The organism is Bacteroides sp. K03 (assembly GCF_019734355.1).
Classification (GTDB): domain Bacteria; phylum Bacteroidota; class Bacteroidia; order Bacteroidales; family Bacteroidaceae; genus Bacteroides; species Bacteroides nordii.
Genome location: NZ_JAASHC010000011.1, coordinates 63218 through 80980, shown reverse-complemented (window position 1 = coordinate 80980; position 17763 = coordinate 63218). Strand labels below are relative to the sequence as shown.

General features: G+C 38.6%; 13 protein-coding genes. 2 read left to right on the top strand and 11 right to left on the bottom strand.

Annotated elements, in window-relative coordinates; translation table 11 throughout:
• Positions 1-18: 18 nt before the first annotated feature.
• Positions 19-345: a PadR family transcriptional regulator gene (locus HCG69_RS10015; RefSeq protein WP_002562628.1), complete on the bottom strand. Its 327-nt coding sequence runs from the start codon at positions 343-345 to the stop codon at positions 19-21.
• Positions 346-617: 272 nt separating this feature from the next.
• Between HCG69_RS10015 and HCG69_RS10010 the strand changes: the two genes are divergently transcribed.
• Positions 618-1115, top strand: a complete 498-nt coding sequence (locus HCG69_RS10010) for a GNAT family N-acetyltransferase (protein WP_007485975.1) — start codon at positions 618-620, stop codon at positions 1113-1115.
• Between the two features lie 117 nt (positions 1116-1232).
• Here the strand turns inward: HCG69_RS10010 and HCG69_RS10005 are convergent, their stop codons facing one another.
• The 8 genes from HCG69_RS10005 to HCG69_RS09970 form a co-directional block, all read right to left on the bottom strand.
• Entirely contained in the window at positions 1233-2435 is a 1203-nt protein-coding gene (locus HCG69_RS10005; RefSeq protein ID WP_195570344.1) for a DUF4957 domain-containing protein, read from the bottom strand.
• 68 nt (positions 2436-2503) lie between these two features.
• Positions 2504-4081, bottom strand: a complete 1578-nt coding sequence (locus HCG69_RS10000) for an FISUMP domain-containing protein (RefSeq protein ID WP_221649929.1) — start codon at positions 4079-4081, stop codon at positions 2504-2506.
• A 29-nt stretch (positions 4082-4110) separates the two neighbouring features.
• Positions 4111-5379, bottom strand: coding sequence for a DUF4302 domain-containing protein (locus HCG69_RS09995; RefSeq protein WP_002562632.1), 1269 nt, complete (start codon positions 5377-5379; stop codon positions 4111-4113).
• 5 nt (positions 5380-5384) lie between these two features.
• On the bottom strand, positions 5385-6242 hold the full coding sequence (locus HCG69_RS09990; RefSeq protein ID WP_122201603.1) for a putative zinc-binding metallopeptidase: 858 nt from the start codon (positions 6240-6242) through the stop codon (positions 5385-5387).
• Positions 6243-6254: 12 nt separating this feature from the next.
• Positions 6255-7745, bottom strand: coding sequence for a RagB/SusD family nutrient uptake outer membrane protein (locus tag HCG69_RS09985; protein WP_025867756.1), 1491 nt, complete (start codon positions 7743-7745; stop codon positions 6255-6257).
• Between the two features lie 18 nt (positions 7746-7763).
• A complete protein-coding gene (locus HCG69_RS09980; RefSeq protein ID WP_221649928.1) occupies positions 7764-11375 on the bottom strand; it encodes a SusC/RagA family TonB-linked outer membrane protein in 3612 nt (1203 codons plus the stop codon).
• A 115-nt stretch (positions 11376-11490) separates the two neighbouring features.
• Positions 11491-12582, bottom strand: a complete 1092-nt coding sequence (locus HCG69_RS09975) for a FecR family protein (RefSeq protein WP_221649927.1) — start codon at positions 12580-12582, stop codon at positions 11491-11493.
• 123 nt (positions 12583-12705) lie between these two features.
• Entirely contained in the window at positions 12706-13305 is a 600-nt protein-coding gene (locus HCG69_RS09970) for an RNA polymerase sigma-70 factor (protein WP_221649926.1), read from the bottom strand.
• 470 nt (positions 13306-13775) lie between these two features.
• Here HCG69_RS09970 and HCG69_RS09965 point away from each other — a divergent pair, with 470 nt between their 5' ends.
• Complete coding sequence (locus HCG69_RS09965; protein WP_255585686.1) at positions 13776-15026, top strand: phosphatase PAP2 family protein; 1251 nt, start codon at positions 13776-13778, stop codon at positions 15024-15026.
• 352 nt (positions 15027-15378) lie between these two features.
• Here HCG69_RS09965 and HCG69_RS09960 read toward each other — a convergent pair whose 3' ends face one another.
• Positions 15379-16899: a peptide MFS transporter gene (locus HCG69_RS09960; protein ID WP_221649925.1), complete on the bottom strand. Its 1521-nt coding sequence runs from the start codon at positions 16897-16899 to the stop codon at positions 15379-15381.
• Between the two features lie 76 nt (positions 16900-16975).
• On the bottom strand, positions 16976-17455 hold the full coding sequence (gene ybaK / locus HCG69_RS09955; RefSeq protein ID WP_002562639.1) for a Cys-tRNA(Pro) deacylase: 480 nt from the start codon (positions 17453-17455) through the stop codon (positions 16976-16978).
• Positions 17456-17763 lie beyond the last annotated feature (308 nt).

Sequence of the window (17763 nt, the reverse complement as noted above, 5' to 3'; positions counted from 1 at the left end):
TATTTCTTTTTAATCGGATTATCTGTTAGCTATATGATTCACAGTTTCATTAAGTTCTTTCCAGGAAGTTTCCAGCTCTCCGAGAAATCCCTCTCCTTTCTCTGTCAGTTTATAATATTTGCGTGGAGGTCCTTGTGTAGATTCTATCCATTCGTAACTTAGTAAATCATCATTCTTCAACCGGGTAAGCAATGGATACAATGTACCCTCCACTACAATCAGCCGGGCTTCTTTCAACTTCTGGATAATGTCTGAAGCATAAGCAGGCTCTTTATGCAATAACAGCATGATGCAGTACTCCAACATCCCTTTCCGCATCTGCGACTTTACATTATCTACATTCATAAGCTTCTTTTTTAGTTTGACGAAACAAATATATGCATTACTTTAGTACTATGCAATGCAAAGTACTATAAATTAATATTAATTAAGCCATTAACAGTTGTACACCTTATTATATATTCGTTCATCCCAAAGTACGTATTTAAGTCTCTGTTAAAATACTATTTAAGTCTGTCTTAAAATAGATATTAACTCACATTTAAATACGTACTTTTGCAATCATACTTATTTATCTCTTATATTTGCGTTTTATAAAACCAAAATACAATACATATATGTTTACTATCAGAAAAGCTACAACAGCAGATTGCGGGTTGATCCACGACATGGCTTCCATTGTATTCCCCGCCACTTATAAAGAGATCATTTCAGCAGAACAAATGGAGTTCATGATGGACTGGATGTACTCTCACGATAATATCCGCAAGCAAATGGAAGAAGAAGGACACGTCTACTTCATTGCCTACAAGGGAGAAGAACCTTGTGGATACGTATCTGTACAGCCTCAGGAGGAAAATATATTTCATTTACAAAAGATATACGTGCTCCCCTCTTTTCAAGGACAGCATTTAGGTAGCTTTCTTTTCCGTGAAGCGATAAAATACATTAAGGAAGTACATCCCGCCCCTTGCCTGATGGAACTGAATGTAAACCGCAGCAACAAAGCATTGCAATTTTATGAACGGATGGGAATGAGAAAGCTGCGTGAAGGAGATTTCCCGATTGGAAACGGATATTATATGAATGATTACATCATGGGATTGGAAATATAACAAGACTAACCGCCCAATAACAAGATATGAAATGCCCCTTTACATTATTTATTATGCATGATAACAATATATGTAAAGGGGCATTTGCTCTAACGTAAAGTAAAACTTGAGAGAGGATTATTTTTTAATGAATTTCTTTATGCTTGTCTTGCCATCTTTTGTAGCAACCTTAACCAGATAAATTCCCTTATTAAGAGAAGCTATTGACAGATTATTCACGTCTCTTTGTTCCATCACAGGAGTGCCCGAAATGGCATAAACTGTTATGTCGGATATTTCTTTAGAAACAACTTCAGAATCGGTAATATAAAAATCAGAAGTCAGATTTTCCCGGGTAATTCCGGTAATAACACCATTCAAACTAAAATAAGAAGAGCCAATACCTTTTATAGTAGCAGGAGTGGTAGTGATTGCTTTCTTATCATAATCAACGGTTAACGCTGTTGCAGTCAACGGCATGGTATAAAGCTCGGTAGCCGGATTTGCAAGAGCATACACATTTACTTTATAGCTCAGACTATTAGTTATGGTAAACTTACCGGTTGTAGCTCTCAACCGGACTGACTTAAATGAGAAAGCTTTATTTGTATATGATCCGCTAATCAGACAATCTTTCAATGTATATTTGGAAGAAGCATTTGCTGCAAAATTAATGATATCTTTACTACCAGCAAATCCGGCATCAGCATCACCACAATCTATAAAGCTAACTTTCTCCATAGAAAAATCAATCGGAGTGGTTGCATCATTAGAATAATAACCACCACCCTGGCACTTGTAAAAAGTAACATTATTGAAAGTAGCTTTACTAACTTTAGCCTTCTGAAGCATTATAGCTGCATTGGTAGGATTGCCGGTATTCAAGTCATGTACTACAGTATTCTTAACCGAGATTGTTGGAATTTCTGTTTCTCCCAATGCTTTAAGGAAACAGATTGTATAATCATAAACTTCACAATCTTCAACTGTCAAAGAAGATACTTTAGCAACATTAGCCGGAATATTCACTAATATCTTAGAAGGAGTCTTTTCTTCCGATGAACAAAATGCAATAATCCCCTTCATAGAGAAATTAATATCACTTTCTATGGAAAACAGTACATTATCCATTTTGACTCTTCCGCTTTTTGCTGATATATTCACATCTTTAGTCAACGTAATACTACTCAATGTAGCATTTTCCAGGTCAGCAGCAACCACAACATCACCCCCAGCCTCTACTGCAGTTTTAAAATCGGCAAATGTAGAAACTTCAACAGCATTCAATCTCAAACCACCTATTAATAACAGGCAAAGAATAAAAGTAATCTTTTGTTTCATAATCATTATATTTTAGTTTAGTTATTAATATGCTCCCTTCATACAATGTGAAGGGAGCCCCTGTATATTTATCTTTTAATGCAACGAACAGACATGCCGAACACTTTACCCAAAGGTCCTTGGGTACTATTATCCGTATTATAAGCTGCTCTCATTACATAGACGCTATTTCTACTAAACGGATCTTCTCCCGAATATTCAGTAGTACTCCAGAAGTAGGCTTCATAGCCAAATCTGTCAAATGAATAGGTAAAGTCTGAAGTATCCAATGTTCTCCAGCCTGCCGGTTGCATAGAAAAGCCGGTCAGATTATTGGGTGTAACACTTGTAGAAGCCTGCCAGTACCCATCGGTTGCTTTTAGATAGGAAGTACATTTGATGGCTTTAGTAGGATCGGCACCCGGAACAATATAAGTTTTCAGAGATAAGAAATCCTGCTGAGTAGGTATATCCCATCCTTCCGGAGCAAGTTTATTACTGTTCACAACTGCATTCCAATTATACAAAGCTCCAAATACCTCTTTGTAATTCGTCGGATCATTGTTTACATAACAGAAAGCCCCCTCCGTATCATTCTTCCAATCCGCGCCACTGGTTATTTTATTAATAGGAGATCCATTGCTATATCTTTCGCATTTAAAATTATCTGCAATCCAATATTGAGTACCAATTTTAACAACACGGTATTTGTTATAGTCTAAATCAACCAATATATCTGCCTTAGCACTCGTGTTTCTCTGTAGTTTAGAAGCAGAAGTCGCTACCAGCTTATCTTTTTCAAGATATACTTTTTGTAAAGGACTTCCAGCTGTTCCGGCTGTATAAGTACAACTGTTTTTAGCAATATCCCACACTACATTACCACCGTCTTTCACAGCAAGCCCTTTAGTCAAGTCAGCCTTTCCGGAAACAACCGGATATACCACAACCATTTGTTCGGAGACAGTACTTGTTTTAATAAACTCTTTGCATACCTCAGCAATCTGTACATCACCATACATTATTTTCTGTACGTAGCTGGCCGAAAAATCAGCAGGTACATCAATAGCATATGCCATACCCGTATTGCTCTGGGTTACAGTGATATCCTTGCTCAAAGAGCCGGCTTTGACAGTAATAACAGCAGATCTGGGTTCACCATCCGTATATTCATCTGCCGAAACGGATAATACATCTCCATTGCGAGATACATTACACCACGTTTTATCAACATTGTAAGTCCATGAATCTGTATTCGTCGTTATGGTTACATTCACAGCTTCTCCACTGGCATCCAGTTCCACTTTATCCGGCACAAATGATAATGCTTCATTGGCAGCTGCTTGCTCCACCGCAATACTTTTTGTGATATTACCTGCATATACGGTGACCGTTGTCGTACGTGGCTGCACTTTCAAATTATCGTCCACCTCAATAATCAGCAAAGCACCTTCAAACCTTAAACTACACCAATCGTCTTTTTCGGGACGTACCGCTTTCCAGGTAGCCTGATTAGTACTTACAGTTATTATTTCTTCATCAGCCGAAGCTGTAAAGTTCACTGTTTCTTTCGAAACAGACAGTGAAGGTTCGTCCTCCTTCGAACAACTAACGAATGAGACAAGCAGTAACAGCATTACGCCTACCCATTTAAATTCCTTTTTCATAAAATTCTCATTTAGTTTATATCTGTAATTTATTTGTTCACTTTCTCAAACTCCATCCAAACCCAGTTCTTCTTAGTGTTTACCAGATAGAGTTTATTGTCCTTCAATACCACAGAGTGTCCGGTTGAATCAAAAAAGTAAGAGTACATCTGAATACCAATGATATTATCGTAGATATTGATTACCTCATCTCCGATCCACCCTTCCGGTTCATCCTTCCCATATCTCACAAAGACAGCAATGTCATCTCTCTGCTTTTTTATCTCTTTGGCCAATACAGTTTGAGGTGCATCTTTACCATCAATACTAAGCAATACGGAGAAACCTGTTTTACCGTCTACATCCATAGTCAGCTGGGCACCGGCATAGTTCGGATATTTATATTTGTATAATTCAACCCAACCCTGAACATCATAACTTCCTCCGATCAGCCTGTAAGTATTTCCGGCAGCCTGTTGTAAAGTAGGATATACAATTAATGGAGTTTTGGACGTCATCAATGTATCCGTATTCTCGGCTACAAACCTGGCCTTGGCATTGTTCCATACGAAATGCTGAATACTCTTACTATTAACCGTCACCGGAGCAGTTAAATCAAATCCTGTATCTGTAAAGGTGAAAGCAGCAGATGATGTCTTTACCGTTTCTCCCTGCATTTCCTTAAATACCAGTTCTTTCTTATCATCTGATAGCGTCACATCTGCCGTAGCTGCCGTAGGAGACTTCAGACAATGAAAAAATGAATTATTAGAGATCGAGGCAATATCCATTTCACGGATAAGGCGAATCTTATGTTGTTCTCCCGCACCTACTTTCTTAAATACCACCCGGTCCTGATTTTTACGTCCTTTGCAAACCAGAGAGTCCTGCGTCAATTCCATAATAATAAACTCAAAGTCACCTTTATACCCCTCACCCAAAGGAGTAGTAGAAGGATCGGCATAAGTATGAATCACTGAGTATGTATCAAATGACAGCATCGGTCCTTCACCCGAATTGAGATTGTAGGTAGTAGTAGATTCATCTTCATAGTTGGACCACATATAAACCCTGTCCTTACCCGTAAACTTCATGATGAAGCTAACGTAAGAAACAGCATTAGCCGGTTGGTAATCCAGTCGCCAGCCATTAGGAGCTGTTTGCAGTATATCATCGCATTGCTTTAAGAAAGTCTTCATTCTTTCACTCGCCGATTGTGCAAACACATCATCCACTTCATTTTTGCATGAAGTGAAGAATAGAGCCATGAAAAATAGCATCCATATTCCTCTATTCAGATATTTAGTCAATTTTCTCATAATTCCTAATAATCTCCTAATACCACATTCTTTATTACTTCATCCATTTTCGCCTGGAAATGATACAAATCAATGTCCCATACATCCTTTAGATACCCCACCACAATTGCCTCTTTTTTGCGTAAAGCAGAACGGGCATCTTCACTTTTGATCGTATTGATCATTATATCCCAGTCTCTTTTATTATTTGTCAGCATAGTAGCTATCATTTCCACAAAGTCTTCATCGGGTGCAGACATGGCGTAATTTGTTATAAATCCTCTTTCCTGAGCATATTCATTGGAACGCAGATACCAACTGGAAGAATATCCGGTCGTTATAGTACGATAATCCCGGCTATAAGCTACTTGCTGATGCATTATATGGGCAAATTCATGGTGCATCACATGAATAAACCTCTTCAACTTCGTGACATTCTGCGGACTAAAGCTGTTTATTTCATACAATACCATTTTACGCCCTCCCTCTGCAGTACCTTGCGTCACCGTTTCGTCGGGATTGTAACTTGCACTTCCTATCAATAATATTTGTTTCGGTATCAATCCTTTAAGAAAATTGCTACCTGCTTCTTCCACATAAGGATCGACCCAGACAGTTTTTAAAATTTCAAGGAAAGGTTCTACCTTCTCTTCCTCCGGCGGAACCAGATTCTTGGCAACATCCGTTTCACTATCTTTCCAGCGATAAATCACTTCGACATTGTAGGGTTTCGTATAATTTTTATAGATATACAAATCCGTAGGAGTCAAATCTTTGAGATTGAACTCAGGAATTTCAATACCTGATTCTCCCAAATCTTCCGAGCATGAGTGAAACAGTCCCACACTCAATGCACAAACCAATAGCATCAATACTTTTTTCATAATCATATGTATTTATCTGGGATTAGGTGTTAAACCATAGGCAATAGCATCACTCGGTACCTGAACGGCTCTACGAAGATCGCGTTTGACCAACACATCCTTTTGACTGGGCATACCATATGGATAATGAACGATTTCTATACCAAACCGCTTCACATCAAACCACCGCATGCCTTCCATCACAAACTCCACCCGGCGAAGTTCTACGGCACATTGCACAAATGCTGCCTGCTCCGTATCCATCTCATAGAAAGGATTCAGTGGGGCATAATCCGCATAGAACTTTGTTATATCTTCGGCTTTTACGTTTTTAGAAACATCATAAGACAAAGTCCGTTTGCTATAAAAAGCATTGATGTCTGCCAAAGCTTCCGTATACCTTTTCTTCATGGCATAAGCCTCTATACGGTTAAGCAGCACTTCATCTTTAGTAAGAATGGGAATCATGGCATACAAATAACCAGTCGTTGCATTGATGCCTATCTGTTGGAAATACTCCTTCCATTTGAGCATGGTAATCGGATCACCTTTATCTGCCTGCCACTTCTCAAGTACATACGCCCAGGGCAAGCCAATCGCATTTACCTTGGCACTACGAAACAGCTTCGACTCCAAAGAACTGTTAAAGCCATATCTATAAAACTCCTGGTAACGGGCAATCTTTGTCAAAGATGAAGCCAACAGTAAAATAGAGGGCTGCTCGGCAGATGTATACTCTTTCTCACGAACGGAAGTAGACAGTTGTCCATGAGTAATCCAGTCACGCAACTGAGAAGCAACATCTCCTGTACCAAAAACGGCATTAGCATGTTCGATCACCTTGTCCCAATTACCTTTATATAGATAGAAACGACTGGCAAAAGCATGTGCGGCAGCCTTCGTAAAGTGGTATTTAGGAACGGTATAAGTGTGATCCTGGATCAGAGAAAGCCCTTCTTTCAAATCCTGTTCTATCAATTCGTACACTTTTGCTACACTCTCCCTCTTGTAGTCTTTCAACACTACAGTCTCGGGTTCAGTAACGTATGGAACACCCAAATCTTTATCGGCTGTTGCCGGATCATAATGTTGAGCAAAAATATTCACCAGCATAAAATGGCAATAAGCCCTTGCCACCAAAGCTTCACCACGCTGGGCCTGCGTATCCATTCCACCCAGTTTATCCAAAGCTTCCAAAGCATGATTGGCAGCAGCAATTGCTTCATAACATGAACTCCAATAGCCTGTAGGGGAATCCTGTAAGGTATACGAAACATCTTTCCACTTAAAAGACTCCTCAACAGCCCTGTCCGACTGAATGGCCACTCCTTTATCTTCGGCGTTGTCACTCATGGCCTCACAGAATTCAACATAAGCTCGGTTAGGATATGCCGAGACCAATAGTTCGGATATAGTTTTGGCATTATCCAGTTCTGTTCTATTATCAGGCACTTTATCCAGAAAATCATTGCATCCGGACAAAAGAACCGCAGCTGAGATAAATATATAATATCGTACTTTCATATCTTGATTTTATCATGGTTAGAAACTTGTTCGCACAGACAAAGTAAATTGTCTCGGAGTAGGCATTGCCACACCACCCGAACGGAAAAATTCAGGATCCTGTCCGTTTAACTTTTTATCAGAATAAATCAGCCACAGGTTGGAAGCAACGCAACGTAACTGCAAATTATTCATCCCGACCGCTTTCATCCAGTTTCCTTTGAAATCATAAGAAAGAGAAATTTCTTTCAAACGAATAAAGGCACCGTTGGCAACCCGCGCATCCGAGTAATTATAAGCGTTATAAGCCACATTGAGATTCTCTATATTAGAGACTTGCCTTTTTGAAGGAATACCCGGTACGTCGGTATATTTCTCATTTCCAGCCTGCATCCATCTGTTTTTCATCTCTTTCGGCATAGCACTCATATCCGAATATACAGCAGAGAACTCCGGATACAGACGAATCACATTACCAAACTGATAAGTGAAATACACGTTCATCTTCCAGTTTTTGTACGTAAAACCGTTGTCAAATCCACCGGTTACTTTTGGATCAATAGAACCTTCATACTTCAGATGGCCGATATTATTATTTTCCTGAAAATTAATATCAGTAGAAGTCAATTCTCCGTCTTCATTGATAAAGGTGGGAAATCCGTTGCTATCCAATCCTTTGAACTGATACGAAAACAGTCCTCTCACAGGATAACCTTGCAAAGGGCCTCCTTCTTCTTTCACCAGGTCGATGACTCTGGGCATTGATTTTAGATTCGTAATCTCATTATGGTTGAATGAGAAAGTCAGATTAGAAGTCCAGTTGAAATTCTTCGTAACGATGTTCTTTGTATTTAATGTAAATTCTACACCACGGGATTTCATATCTGCATAGTTCGCAGCTTTCATCGCTTCTCCCCCGATTCCGGATGTACGCATATAACCAATCAGGTCGAATCCGTTGCGGAAATAAACGTCTGCGCTCAAACTTATCCGGTTACGCAGGAATCCCATATCAATACCTACATTCGTTTCGTATTGTTTCTCCCAGGTAAGTTCCGAATTCTGCAATGAGCTTATTAAAACCTGATTCTCTCTGTTTCCTTGCGTATCGCGAAAAGTAACCTGATTTCTGAAAATAGCCAAAGCATTGCTGGCTGGTCCCATACTGGCTGTCAATCCATAGGTAGCTCTCAATGTCAATGCAGAAAAAAGAGTCTGGGTTTTCATGAAACTTTCTTCCAAAGCATTCCATGAACCACTGACATTCCAGGTAGGCAACCAACGGGAATCACGCGCACGTCCCAAACGATTCGAACCGTCATAACGTCCGGTTAAGTTCAAAGTATATTTCCCATTATACGAAAAACTGGCAGTTCCAAAGAAGGCAACAAAACGATCATAATTTTCTTCCATTCCATAATAATCAAAACCTCCTACCAATATCTGCTGCAAGATGCGATAGTCAACAGAAGGAACACCCCCCTTATCCCATTGATATCCGTAACCATTATTAAAACCGTTTTTACGGTCGGCAGACTTTACTTCCTGGCCAACCATCAAATTAAAAGGGTGCTTCCCAAACAACATTTTATTATAATTGGCCGTTGCCCGAAAGTAGTAACTTAGCATCGTATTATTAGTCGTATTATAAAAACCGCCTTCGGGCATTACCACTTCAGGCAATGCATCCGGGTTATCCGGGTCTTTATAAAGGAACTTATTTTTATCACGAATGGTAGCATCATCTGCTGCACGATAGGCCATTGCCATATTAGAATTACCGTATATTTTATGTTCCTGTGTAGACTTAACATACCTTATTGCGCCCAAAGCATTCAGCTCCAAACTCTTGAAAGGCTTATAATTCAATTCCATTTGCAACTTCAGGTCCATCATATCCATATCAATGAAGTTGGAATTCATTTCATTCAGAATACTAAAAGGAGCATAGTTCATCCGGTAATACTCAGGATCCCCATTAACTGTACGATCTGACATTGTCCTACTCGTATTCAATGCATAACTGAAAGGATTGATATCAAAATCACGTGTATATTCTCCATTCACGGCATCCATGTCACGATCCATGGTTCCCGGAACCCTTTGGTTACGAATTGATCCGCTGGTATTTACTCCGAAAGTCAGGTATTTATTCAAATCAAATGAAGCATTCATGTTGGCAGTATAGCGGTTTACCTTATCTGCATCTGTCCAACCCGGATCATTATAAAAACTAAGAGAAGTATAGAAACGGGAACGTTCATTTCCTGATGAAATACTTAGTGAATGATTACTTTGAAGAGTTGGTTTAAACAAAATACTAAACCAATCTGTATTACGCATCTCTGCTGACTGCAAAAAACGCGAACGGGATTGAGGTGTATTCATCAACCCAAACTGTCCGTTAGTCTTGTCAAACTGGTTAATAAGATCATACATCTGAAAAAATACCCCTCCATTCTCAGCCCGTGAAATTGTAGCATGATCCAGCCAACCTTTCTGCTCCATATCCAGATAGACAGACATCTGATCTTTTGAGTTCATAATATTATATTGCGAGTACGAAGGACGGGTACGCATGGTAAACTCTCCTGTATAACTAATGGATGCAGTGCCTTTCTTACCCCTCTTTGTCGTCACAACAATTACTCCGTTCATTGCACGCGCTCCATAAAGTGCAGTAGCCGAAGCATCTTTCAATATTTGAAAACTCTCAATATCGTCAGCATTCAATCCGGCAACAGCTGAACTGATAAGAGTAGCTGCATTTCCGGAAGACAAATCATCCGGAGATACTTCCACCATATCTTCGAGGACTACCCCGTCAACTACCCATAAAGGGCTTTGGTTACCATATATGGAAGATGCACCACGAACGCGTATCTTCGGAGCGGCACCAAATGTACCGGATACAGACTGTACCTGCACTCCTGCCGTTTTCCCCTGTAGCATTTTACTAATGTCGGTTACTCCGTCAACCTTTGCCTTATCACCCGAAATACGATCGGCAGCTCCAGTAAACAATCTGCGGTCTATCTTCTGGTATCCGGTAACAACAACTTCATCCAATTCCTGAGAATCCGAAAGTAATACTATTTTAGTAAAACCGGGAGCTATATTGAGTTCCTGAGTTTTCATTCCGACGTATGAAACAATAAACCTTCTGGCATTATCAGGAACATCTAATTGGAATTTCCCATCAAAATCTGTAATTGTACCCGTAGAGGTACTTCCTTCTATCTGTATTGTCACGCCTGGCAATACCTCTCCGCTCTCATCGGTAACCTGCCCGGTTATATTTTTGACTTTCTGTTTCGGCTTTTCTGCATTTGTTTTATGCTTAAAAATCTGTATACGCTTATTTTTAACTTCAAAATTCAGATTCTGACCGTCCAAAATAATCTTCAAAGCATCTTCAATGCTTTTATTCTCTAACTGTACAGTGACAATTTTAGATAATTCTACATCATTGACATTGAACCACAATGAAAATTTTGTATCATTTTTCAACTGCTCCAGTGCTTCTTTGACTGTAACATTTTTAAGATTCAGAGATAATGTAACATCCTGAGCCAATAAATTCTTACTACATAATAAAACTATTAAAATAGTACTAATTTTCAGGATGCTATTCAACTTATTTTCATACATTTGTAACATCTTTATATATTAAACAATATGTTTTTATATGCTGAGACCGGAGTCGGGAGTGCGCCAACAGAACCCGACTCTTTGTTTTTATATCTTATTCCTCATAGATTCCCTCCTATTTTCTTGATATTACTATTTTATTATTATCGACAACATAGTGTAAATTGTTACTTTCTGCCATCATTTTCAAAATATCATACAAAGTTTCTTCATTTCTAAAATCTCCATAGAATTTTTCATACTTCAACTTTTCATCTTTTATTTCAATCTGTACATTAAAAACCCTTTCCAGATCGCGGACAATCTGAATAAGAGATTCCTCATCAAAAAATAAAGTATTCCGTAGAGTTATATTCGGATTTTCTGTTTTTGTCAGGACCTTATCTACGTTTATTTGTTTCTTATCAATAGGCTCTTCTTTAGGTAAAGTCCACATGGCATACAGATCGGCCTTCACATTTTTCACCTTCATATCCTTTTTTGCCTTATCAAAAATAGCCTGCTGATTAGGAACCAGATGAACTTCTTGTTTCTTATCCTCAATTCCTACATTCAGGCTTCCCTCAACAAGAGTCACTTTAGCACTTTCATCATCCGAATAAGACTTAAAATTGAATTTGGTACCCAATACTTCTACCTGTACCTTACCCGAAAAAACTTTGAATGGCAAATTCCGGTTCTTAGTTACTTCAAAGTAACCTTCGCCGCTTAACTTTACGTCACGGTTATTTTTTCCAAAATTATTTTCATACGAAAGAATACTCCCTGAGTTTAACCAGACGGTTGTACCGTCCGGCAAAACAATTTTTGATTTAGAACCAAACGGAATTTCTATCGTTTGTGTTAGCCGAGTCTGAATATAGTGACTTTGAATGAAATAAAAGGTAGTACCTCCCAAACCAAAAACAAGTAATAAAATAGCCGCATAACGCAAAGTTCTATACAGAGAGAGTGTACGATGCTTCCTGCTTACAGTTCCTATTCTGACCACAAAGCGCTTATAGGCAGATTCAACCGAAGGTCTAAAACGCTTTTTGCTATTCAGAACATGCAGATATTTTTTTAAGATACAATACTCCTCATACTGTTTCTTATTTTCCGGACTGGCATTATACCATTGCCGCAAATAAGTATACTCTTCAGAAGACAGAAGCCCTGAAAGTTGCTTATCAATAAGTTCTTCAATTATATTATTATTTTCACCCATATTAAGTCCTTTTAATAGGGAGACGAGATTTTTAAGATGTAGGGGTAGTGAAATTCTAAAAAAAATTTCAAGAAAAAACAATTATGGCGAATTTAATCACACAAAGAGCTGTATTTTCAGATATTAGTGTCTAAACAAAAAGACAAATGCAACAACTATAGCAAAAAGATAGTCACCAAGCCCTTCTTTTAGTACGGATAGGGCCTTTTTAATATGATATTTAACTGTATTGATAGAGATATTCAGACGTTCTGCTATTTCCTGATTAGAAAGCCCTTCAAACCGGCTCATTTGGAATACAGTCCGGCATTCAATTGGCAATGTTGACACTATCTCTTCTATTTTATCCTCCAGCTCCAATAAAGCTATTTTATCAAACAACTCTTCGTCAGCAATAAAACAAGTTTCATATTCATCAATAGTACTCATGCGCACAACCTTGGTTTCCTGCACATTACTACGCAAATAATCAATACTCCTGTTACGCACCGAACGGATTAAATACCCTTTCAACGAAATATTAATGTCAAGTTGCTTCCGTTTTTCCCATACCGATAGCAATACATCTTCGGCTATACCCTGGCATATATATTCATCCTCTATATATTCATAGGCTATAGCGCACATCAATGCATAATAGAGATCGAACAAACGGCGAAAAGCATTGTGTTCTCCATTCCTTAATTGAATAAGTAATTCGGTTTCTATATGATAAGGATTCATTTAATTGTTTACCTTGCAATTTTATCTTGTGCCACAAAGTTATACGAAATTTAATTTAATATGTAAGAAAACACAGATAAAAAACAAAATAAAGAAACAAATCGCCTAATTTTATCTACAAAGTGAGAGAAACCCACCTAAATAATCAGAAAAAAAATAAAACAATGCAGTACTTTATGATTCTTAGTTTATCAAACCTTCTTTATACAGTAATATGTGTAATAGTCCATAACAAAACATATACCGAATCATCACATATACCAGCATTTTATTTATATACACACCAGTTTATATACTTATAAAGTTTACTGTAATACAACAACTTAAAACTGATAAAAGAAAAAACAATAATACAACACAGATTAGTATACTATCATAGTAAACGATAAATTGAATTTATTTCTGTATAAATTCAGTTTTCTTACAGAATTGCCTTATATCTTTGTAGCGATTAAAACTACTACTAGATTATGAAGCTTATTCTTATATTATTGCTATGCTATATCTGTCCGTTCTTACACTCTGCAAATGAGCCAAATCTGACTGATTCATTGCCATCACTCACTCCATCAGTACCGGCAAACCGCTTCCAGTATACAATGCATAAAATAGCCAATTCACGAGTCTACCAAATGACTTATGTAGGTGTACCACTTGTAATAGGCGGTCTTATTGTGAAAAGTGAAGACGATCATTTTCGTGGATTACGCAACAGCCGTCTGCCCTCTTTCAAACAACATTATGACGATTATCTTCAATACCTCCCCGCTGTAACAATGTTAAGTATGAAGATTGGCGGTGTAAAAGGACGTAGTTCATGGGGACGCATGCTTGTATCCGATGCTTTTTCTGCCATTATAATGACTTCAATAGTTAACGGATTAAAGACACAGACCAGAGTAACACGTCCCGACAATTCCAACAATCATTCTTTTCCCTCCGGACACACAGCCACGGCCTTTATGACGGCTACTATGATGCATAAGGAGTATGGAGAACGTAGTCCATGGTATAGTATCGGCGCCTACTCAGTGGCTACAGCAACGGGACTTACCCGTATGGCAAATAACAAGCATTGGTTGAGTGACGTATTGGCAGGAGCCGGGTTTGGCATTTTATCAACAGAACTTGGGTATTTTCTGGCTGATCTTATATTCAAAGATAAAGGTATCCATAACTTTTCTACTTCGAGTGATTTTGAATGGAAAATTAATCCCTCTTTCTTTGGCATTTATCTGGGACTCAATGTTGCCCCAGGTACTTACACTCTATCCGATAAAGACCGATTCCACTTTTCATCCGGTAGTACTGCCGGACTGGAAGGAGCCTGGTTTCTCAACCCATATATAGGATTAGGTGGGCGCTTCTCGGCAATCAACATGGCAGTGATATTCAATAATGAGGCACTGGAAGAGTCAACCGATCTTTTAGCTGGGCATGTAGGAATCTATTTCTCATATCCCATCACACCACGCCTACTGGTAGGAAGCAAGGTTCTGGCAGGCTATAGTTACTATTCATCCTGTAACTTGCCTGTAGCAGTGATAGGTAGCAGAGGTGGATTCAGTATGGGGACAGGTGCTTCGTTTACTTTCCTGGCAAAACAAAATCTGGGAGTAAGATTCTTTCTGGATTATAATCTGATACCTACTCCTGTGAAGTCTGATAAGACATGTACACAGATTATGACATTAGGCAGTGCTGTATCTGTGATTTTTTGAAGAAAGACACAATGATATTTACTATTAAACTGATCAGAAATGAACTCACCACAGAGTAACACAGAGTTTAAATCTTTATTAAAACGCAGATGAACGCAAATTTTCACAAAGGGAAACAAATATATGATAAAGAACTACAGTCTTTTAATCTGTGTTCATCTGTGTTAATCCGCGTTTCATCAGATAAAGACTACTCTGTGGAACTCTGTGTTACTCTGTGGTGAAATACACTCAAAACCGTACAGAAAGGAAGACTGGGTTCACATTATGAACAAGGAGCAAAATAAAAAAAACGAGGATATCTAAAAAGATTAGATACCCTCGCCATATTCTATGGTAATAAAACTATTTCTTATTTAGCCACTCTTTCCAGCCATTTCAGCATAAAGAGCATTGTAATCATCGAAATACTACAAGCCACCACAAATACTGTCCATGTCATCCAAATAGGAATTGTCTCATACAGCACAGCACCGATGAAAAGCAACTGATTACCTATAGCAGTAGCACCAAGCCATCCACCTTGCATGATACCCTGATATTTAGGAGGAGCCACTTTGGAGACAAACGAGATTCCCAACGGAGAAATATACAATTCAGCAACTGTAAGGATAAGGTAAGTCAACATCAACAACAACGGAGTGACTTTCACCGGTGAAGTTCCTACAGCCAGGATTTCTTTATGCAGAGGCAAATCGGCAACATAAGAGCCAATGGCCATTACAACAAATCCCAAAGCTGCTATTCCCATACCGATTGCTATCTTTTTCGGAGTAGACGGTTCACACCCACGCGCACGCTGACGAGCAAATACAGCCATTATCACCGGAGTAAGGAACACCACAAAGAAAGGATTCAACGATTGGAACAATTCAGCCGAGATAGGCATTCCGAAGAGATTAAGATCGGTGTATTCTTTTGCAAAGAATGTCAACGTCAAACCATTCTGATGGAAAGAGAACCAGAAGAAAATAACAACACCAAATACAGCAAACAAAGCATAAATACGCTGCTTTACCTCTTGTGCACTCATCTCTACTACAGTTGCAGCAGTATTGCTCTTATCAGCAACAGCTTTCTTACTTGGATCCGGGAAGTTCTTCTTATTCAACATATAGATAAGAAGTGAAACAGCCATTGCTACAATAGCAACAGCAAAAGCATAATGGAAACCGGTAGTAAATACATTCAGATAATCAGCAGCAAAAGTTGTAAGATCGGTTACAGGAGTAGAAGAAGACTCTGAGGCCAATCTGGTATAAGTTTCGATAGCTTCCGGAGTTAAAGTCTGAGCCAACTGCCCATGGCACAGAGCAGGCAGATCGGCATTATAGGCATAACCGAAAGTAGACAACCACCAGTTACGTACACCGATTGCTGCCATCGGAGCAAAAATAGCACCTATATTGATGAACATATAGAACAATGAGAAACCGGAGTCACGCATAGAAGAGTACTGAGGATTGTCGTACATTTGTCCGACCAATGCTTGCAGGTTACCTTTAAAAAGTCCGTTACCAAAAGCAATAACAAACAATCCGATACAGGTGATAGTTAAAAATAAAGTTTGATTGTCAACCGGAGTTTTGGAAGGAATAGCAAGCATCAGATAACCTAAGGCCATCAAAACAATACCTACCATAATCGTTCCTTTGTAGTTTCGTGTTTTATCGGCAATAATACCCCCTACCAAGGCAAGGATGTAAATAGAGAAATAAAACGTTGAATAAATAATCCCTGCGGTCTTTCCATCCAGCCCAAACTTAGCTTGCAGGAAAAGAACAAGGATTGCCATCATAGTATAAAAGCCGAAACGTTCGCCAAGATTGGCCAAAGCGGCTGGGATTAACCCTTTAGGGTGTTTACTAAACATAAGATATAAATATTTAATTAATAATTTGAATTGTCATTTCAAGTATAATTTCTGCAAATATATACTTTTTTTTGAATTATTCAGTGAACAAGACACAAACTTCAGCGCGTGCTTCCTTAATTAAATCGTTAGGAGCCACTTTTATCTGTAACCCCCGCTGGCCGGCACTTACATAAATATACGGAAACTCAAGACAGGTCTCATGAATGTAGGTAGGAAAATGCTTTTTCATCCCGATAGGTGAACAGGCACCACGAATGTATCCGGTAGTAGGAAGAAGTTCCTTCATCGGAATCATATCACAACTCTTGTTGCCGGATACTTTAGCAGCAAGTTTCAGATTCACCTCTTTGTCGCCGGGAACAATACAAACAAAATGCCCGGTCTTATCTCCATGCAAAACAAGAGTCTTAAATACCTGATCGATATTCTCGCCTAAGTTTGCTGCCACATGTACAGCACTCAAATCATCTTCATCTACCTCGTAAGGAATTAGTTCATAAGATATTTTAGCCTTATCTAACAAGCGGGCAGCATTGGTTTTATTTATTTTCATGACTTATTTCTTTCTGTTTATAGATTTCGGAGAACAAAAATAGGAAAAAATTATCCCCCGGCAAAAACGTTGATTCGTTTTTACCGGGGGAAATACACCTTTATAATACTTCAAACGCATATCTCCTGCGTATAGTAACGAAGTATCTTTTTATTTTTTCATAAACTTAAAGGTTTTCACACCATCTTGTCTGACCATTTTCACAGGCTATCCAGTATGGCACCACTATTGGCAGATACCGAGAAACAAATAACAACGATAAAATAAACAATTGATTCTTCATCTTAAGGTATATATTTTCAGTTTTC

What these genes read in the sequence shown, in the direction of transcription:
- HCG69_RS09975 (WP_221649927.1), bottom strand. Translation starts at nt 12,582, where the DNA reads ATGGGTGAAAATAATAATATAATTGAAGAACTTATTGATAAGCAACTT.
- HCG69_RS09970 (WP_221649926.1), bottom strand. Translation starts at nt 13,305, where the DNA reads ATGAATCCTTATCATATAGAAACCGAATTACTTATTCAATTAAGGAAT.
- HCG69_RS09990 (WP_122201603.1), bottom strand. Translation starts at nt 6,242, where the DNA reads ATGAAAAAAGTATTGATGCTATTGGTTTGTGCATTGAGTGTGGGACTG.
- HCG69_RS10005 (WP_195570344.1), bottom strand. Translation starts at nt 2,435, where the DNA reads ATGAAACAAAAGATTACTTTTATTCTTTGCCTGTTATTAATAGGTGGT.
- HCG69_RS10000 (WP_221649929.1), bottom strand. Translation starts at nt 4,081, where the DNA reads ATGAAAAAGGAATTTAAATGGGTAGGCGTAATGCTGTTACTGCTTGTC.
- HCG69_RS10015 (WP_002562628.1), bottom strand. Translation starts at nt 345, where the DNA reads ATGAATGTAGATAATGTAAAGTCGCAGATGCGGAAAGGGATGTTGGAG.
- HCG69_RS09980 (WP_221649928.1), bottom strand. Translation starts at nt 11,375, where the DNA reads ATGTATGAAAATAAGTTGAATAGCATCCTGAAAATTAGTACTATTTTA.
- HCG69_RS09995 (WP_002562632.1), bottom strand. Translation starts at nt 5,379, where the DNA reads ATGAGAAAATTGACTAAATATCTGAATAGAGGAATATGGATGCTATTT.
- HCG69_RS09965 (WP_255585686.1), top strand. Translation starts at nt 13,776, where the DNA reads ATGAAGCTTATTCTTATATTATTGCTATGCTATATCTGTCCGTTCTTA.
- ybaK (WP_002562639.1), bottom strand. Translation starts at nt 17,455, where the DNA reads ATGAAAATAAATAAAACCAATGCTGCCCGCTTGTTAGATAAGGCTAAA.
- HCG69_RS09960 (WP_221649925.1), bottom strand. Translation starts at nt 16,899, where the DNA reads ATGTTTAGTAAACACCCTAAAGGGTTAATCCCAGCCGCTTTGGCCAAT.
- HCG69_RS09985 (WP_025867756.1), bottom strand. Translation starts at nt 7,745, where the DNA reads ATGAAAGTACGATATTATATATTTATCTCAGCTGCGGTTCTTTTGTCC.
- HCG69_RS10010 (WP_007485975.1), top strand. Translation starts at nt 618, where the DNA reads ATGTTTACTATCAGAAAAGCTACAACAGCAGATTGCGGGTTGATCCAC.